At 70.8% G+C, this 4,374-nt stretch carries 3 protein-coding genes; all 3 read right to left on the minus strand.

Features of this window, described 5'->3' with window-relative positions; all coding sequences use genetic code 11:
• Positions 1 to 156 precede the first annotated feature (156 nt).
• Positions 157 to 531, minus strand: a complete 375-nt coding sequence (locus ACQ5SO_RS21205) for a hypothetical protein (protein WP_430943645.1) — start codon at positions 529 to 531, stop codon at positions 157 to 159.
• Positions 532 to 745: 214 nt separating this feature from the next.
• Complete coding sequence (locus ACQ5SO_RS21210; protein ID WP_430943646.1) at positions 746 to 1,570, minus strand: OmpA family protein; 825 nt, start codon at positions 1,568 to 1,570, stop codon at positions 746 to 748.
• A gap of 495 nt (positions 1,571 to 2,065) precedes the next feature.
• Positions 2,066 to 3,724 carry a 4Fe-4S dicluster domain-containing protein gene (locus tag ACQ5SO_RS21215; protein ID WP_430943647.1) on the minus strand — a complete coding sequence of 553 codons (1,659 nt, stop codon included), beginning with the start codon at positions 3,722 to 3,724 and terminating at the stop codon, positions 2,066 to 2,068.
• Between the last annotated feature and the right edge of the window lie 650 nt (positions 3,725 to 4,374).

Raw genomic sequence — 4,374 nt, forward strand, 5'->3', positions numbered from 1 at the left:
TCAGGTCGAGGCCCAGCGGGTAGGCGTTGAAGGCGCGCAGGGCGGCGATGTCCGAAGCCGCGTTCCCGAGGGGCAGCCCCCGACGAAGGGGGCGGCGCCCCCTTCGAGACCCCCGACGCCCCCTTGCCGCGGGCGCGGCGCCCGGGCGGGCGAGCGTCAGAGCGAGATGGTGTCGTCGCCGGACGCGGGCGGGGGCGCGGTTTCGGGATCGGCCCCAGGGGCGTCGCCCTCGTCATCCTTCAGGCGCGGGATCAGGATGTCGCCGTTCGGCAGCATCCGCGGCGGGCCGTAGCTGGTGAGCGCGTCGGCCCCCTCGCCCAGCCGCTCCAGCAGCTCGGACGCCTTGCCCTTGAACAGCTCCAGCGCCTCGCGCGCCTTGCCCTGCAGCGCATCGAGGTCGAGGCCGGGCGCGTCCCCGGCGGGCGCCTCGGGCGCGGGCGGCGAGGCCGCGGGCGGGTCCTCCTGCGCCGGGGCGGGCAGGGCGAGCAGGAGCGCGAGCGGCGCGGCGAGAAGGGCGGTGCGGCGGGGCATGACTGTCATGCCATGGCATGTGGGGCCTTCGGCGCGGCGGGCCAAGGGGCGGCGGGCCGAAGGGAAACCCGACGGGCGGCGCCCCGAAACGAAGCCCGGCGCGGCCCCCGCGCGGGCCAGGGCGCGGCCGCAAAGCGAAACGCCCCGCATCTTGCGATGCGGGGCGTTCCAGGCGTCAGGCTGTCAGGCGGCGCTCAGGCCGCCCGTGCCGCGATCACTCGGAGATCGCGATGGTCGCGCGGCGGTTGCGCGGCTCGCGCACGCCGTCGCCGGTCGCCACGGCGGGCTCCAGCTCGGAGCGGCCGGCCTTGGTGATCGAGCCGATCGAGACGCCCTCGGCGGAAGCGCGCGACGCGATCGCGGTTTCCACGGCGGTGGCGCGGCGCTCGGACAGGGCCTGGTTGTAGGCGACCGAACCCGAGGTGTCGGTGTGGCCGACGATCGAGACCAGCGGCTGGGCGAAGGACTTCAGCGCGTCCACGACATCGTTGATCACCGACTGGGCGGCGGTCGAGATGTTGGAGCGGTCGAAGCCGAAGTAGACCACGTAGTCGCCCTCGATGCCGATGCAGGCGGCGAGCGCGTCGTCGTACATGGCCTTGGCGTCGTCAGCCGAGATGCAGGCGAAGGCGCCCTCGTTCAGCGACTCCATGTACTGGTCCCAGTAGGCCTGGGCCTTGGCGCAGGCGGCCGGGCGGGCGGCGGAATGCGCGGCCAGGGCGGCGTTCAGCTCGTCGAAGCCGGTCGCGGTCACGCCCATGTCGGAGGGCGACCAGGGGGCCACGCCGCCGTTGGCGGCGGCTTCGGACTTGGCGATGTACGCGGTGGCGTCGAGCCAGTTCACGTCCTTGGTGGCCGAGCGCGACGCCAGGGCCTGGTACTCGCGCGCCAGGTTGGAGTTGAAGTCGCCGCCGGTGATCGACTTGCCCAGGTAGCTTTCAGCCGTGAAGGTGCCGCCCAGGTTCGCGCCCGGCAGCGTGGTGCACCCGGCCACGGCCAGGGCCGAAACCGCGAGGAACATACGGGAAATCGTTTTCATCCCACTCTCCGTTTATTTTGCCGCGCGCTTGAAGTTGCACATCGGCGTGATCTCGTTCCGCAACGCCCCCCCTTCACGGGAGGGGTCGGCCTCAGACCGAGAGTTTGCACGAAACGGGCCGCTCTTCAACAGGTTGGAACCGTCCGGGGGGGGGCGTGTCGCCGCGGCGCCGCGGGAGTCGCGGATGTGCAACGGTCTTGGCGCCGGACCGCCCGAACTGCGGCGAAAACCGGGCGTTATTCATGAAAAAGTCATGCCCGGGCGCCCTTTACAGCCGTTTCAACGGCGCTAACACGCGGTCGCGCCCGCGGGCGGAAGACTCAATCGTCCCGGCGCGCGTGCAGTTTGGTTAACGAGGCTCCGCGGGAGATTCGTTTTCACGCCCGCCGCCCGCCGCCCGCCGCGCCGCCCGGAACGCGCAGGGGCCCGGCCGCGCGCGGCGGCCGGGCCCCATGCCCGCCGGGGGACGCGCCCCCGGCCCGAGATCCGAAGACCTCACATGTTGGGATAGTTCGGCCCCTCGCCGCCCTGCGGCGTGCACCAGGTGATGTTCTGGCTCGGGTCCTTGATATCGCAGGTCTTGCAGTGGACGCAGTTCTGCCCGTTGATCACGAAGCGCGGGTTCGACCCGTCCTCGTCGCGCAGCACCTCGTACACGCCGGCCGGGCAGTAGCGCTGCGCCGGCTCCGCGTAGCGGGGCAGGTTGCGCCGGATCGGGATGCCCGGATCCGACAGCTTGAGGTGGCAGGGCTGCTCCTCGGCGTGGTTGGTGAAGCTGAAGCTCACGTTGGTCAGCCGGTCGAAGGACAGCTTGCCGTCGGGGCGCGGGTACTCGATGACCGGGAAGTTGTCGGCCTTGCCGGTCGCCGCCGCATCGGTCTTGCCGTGCTTCAGGGTGCCCAGCAGCGGGCGGCCGATCAGGTCCGCCACCCACATGTCGAGCCCGCCGACGGCGAGACCGCCCACGAGGCCGAGCTTCGACCACAGCGGCTTGACGTTGCGCACCTTGCCGAGGTCTTTCGCGATGGGGCCCGAGCGGACCGCCGCGTCATACTCGGTCAGCGCGTCGCCGCCGCGGCCCTCGGCCAGCGCCGCGTGGGCCGCCTCGGCCGCCGCGATGCCCGAGAGCATGGCGTTGTGGTTGCCCTTGATGCGCGGCACGTTGACCATGCCCGCGGCGCAGCCCAGCAGCGCGCCGCCCGGGAAGGCCAGCGTCGGCATCGACTGCATCCCGCCCTCGGAGATCGCGCGGGCGCCGTAAGCGACTCGCTTGCCGCCCTCGAGCACCGAGGCGATGGCCGGGTGGTGCTTCCAGCGCTGGAATTCCATGTACGGGAACAGGTGCGGGTTCTGGTAGTTCAGGTGCACCACGAAGCCGACGTAAACCTGGTTGTTCCCGATGTTGTAGAGGAACCCGCCGCCGCCGGCGTTGTTGCCCAGCGGCCAGCCCATGGTGTGCACCACGCGGCCCGGCTCGGACTTCGCCGGGTCGATCTCCCAGATCTCCTTCATCCCGAGGCCGTATTTCTGCACGTCATGCCCGGCCGAGAGGTCGTATTTCGCGATGGCCTGCTTGGAGAGCGAGCCGCGCACGCCCTCGCCGAGGAACACGTACTTGCCGTGCAGCTCCATCCCCGGCTCGTAGGCGTCGCCCGGGGTCCCGTCCGGGTTCAGCCCGAACTCGCCCGCGACCACGCCCTTCACTTCGCCGTTCTCGCCGAAGATCAGCTCCGAGCAGGCCATGCCCGGGAACACCTCGACGCCCAGCTCCTCGGCCTTCTCGGCCAGCCAGCGGCAGACATTCGCCATCGAGACGATGTACTTGCCGTGGTTGTTCATCAGCGGCGGCATCGGCCAGTTGGGGATGCGCACGTCGCCCGCCTCGCCCAGGACGAGGAAGTCGTCATGGGTCACCTCGGTCTCGATCGGCGCGCCCTGTTCCTTCCAGTCGGGGATCAGCGCGTCGAGGCCGACGGGATCGAGCACCGCGCCCGACAGGATGTGGGCGCCGACCTCGGAGCCTTTCTCGAGCACGACGACGTTGACGTCGTCCCCGCCGAGCTGCTTGAGGCGGATCGCCGCCGACAGGCCCGCAGGCCCCGCGCCGACGATGACGACGTCGTATTCCATCGACTCGCGTTCGATCTGAGACATGGGCCGGGCTCCTCCCCCTCTGGAAATGGGTCGCATGCTTGGTCGAATTCGACCTAGACGGCGGCCCCCGCTCCGTCAATGGGGCTTTGAGGAGCAGGGGGCCCGCCATGCGAAACAAAGTTTCACATTGGCCCGTCGGGGGACTGGACGCAACGCCGTGGGGATGTCCCTTACGCAACGGCGCGGTGTATATGATTACGTTAACGTCAGGGTCAATTGGAAAAAGTTTATCGAACGGTCAAACGCGCCGTGCGACCACCGGTCGCGTCGCCCGCCGGGGCCCTGTCGGGGGCGGCGTTGCGGCGCCCGGCCTTGCGGGGCGGCGCGGCGGCGCTTGTCATACAAGTCTTGTTGCGCTGCGCAAAATTTCATCCCGCGCCCGCGGCGGCGCCGGTCCGCGGGGCAGGGGGCGCGGCGGGCCGCGGATCCGCCGCGGGGCCTGTCGCGACGGAAATCAAGGGGGCGGAAAATTTATTTGGACACCCCGGTTTTCTACGCTGTTTCCCCCCGCGCCGCGCCCGCCGCGCGGGCCCTGGCGGCGGGTCGGGCGGGGCGGGGGGGGGGGGGGGGGGGGGGGGGGGCCCCCACCCCCCCCCAGGCGGGGAGCCCCCCGCACCGGGTGATAAAACAAGAAAAACCCCTCAGAAAAA

The organism is Rhodovulum sp. DZ06, from assembly GCF_050586345.1.
Taxonomy (GTDB): Bacteria; Pseudomonadota; Alphaproteobacteria; order Rhodobacterales; family Rhodobacteraceae; genus JBOCEF01.

Bases quoted from the DNA above. Each gene is read 5' to 3' on its own strand.
- ACQ5SO_RS21215 (WP_430943647.1), bottom strand. From the start codon at position 3,724: ATGTCTCAGATCGAACGCGAGTCGATGGAATACGACGTCGTCATCGTC.
- ACQ5SO_RS21210 (WP_430943646.1), bottom strand. From the start codon at position 1,570: ATGAAAACGATTTCCCGTATGTTCCTCGCGGTTTCGGCCCTGGCCGTG.
- ACQ5SO_RS21205 (WP_430943645.1), bottom strand. From the start codon at position 531: ATGCCCCGCCGCACCGCCCTTCTCGCCGCGCCGCTCGCGCTCCTGCTC.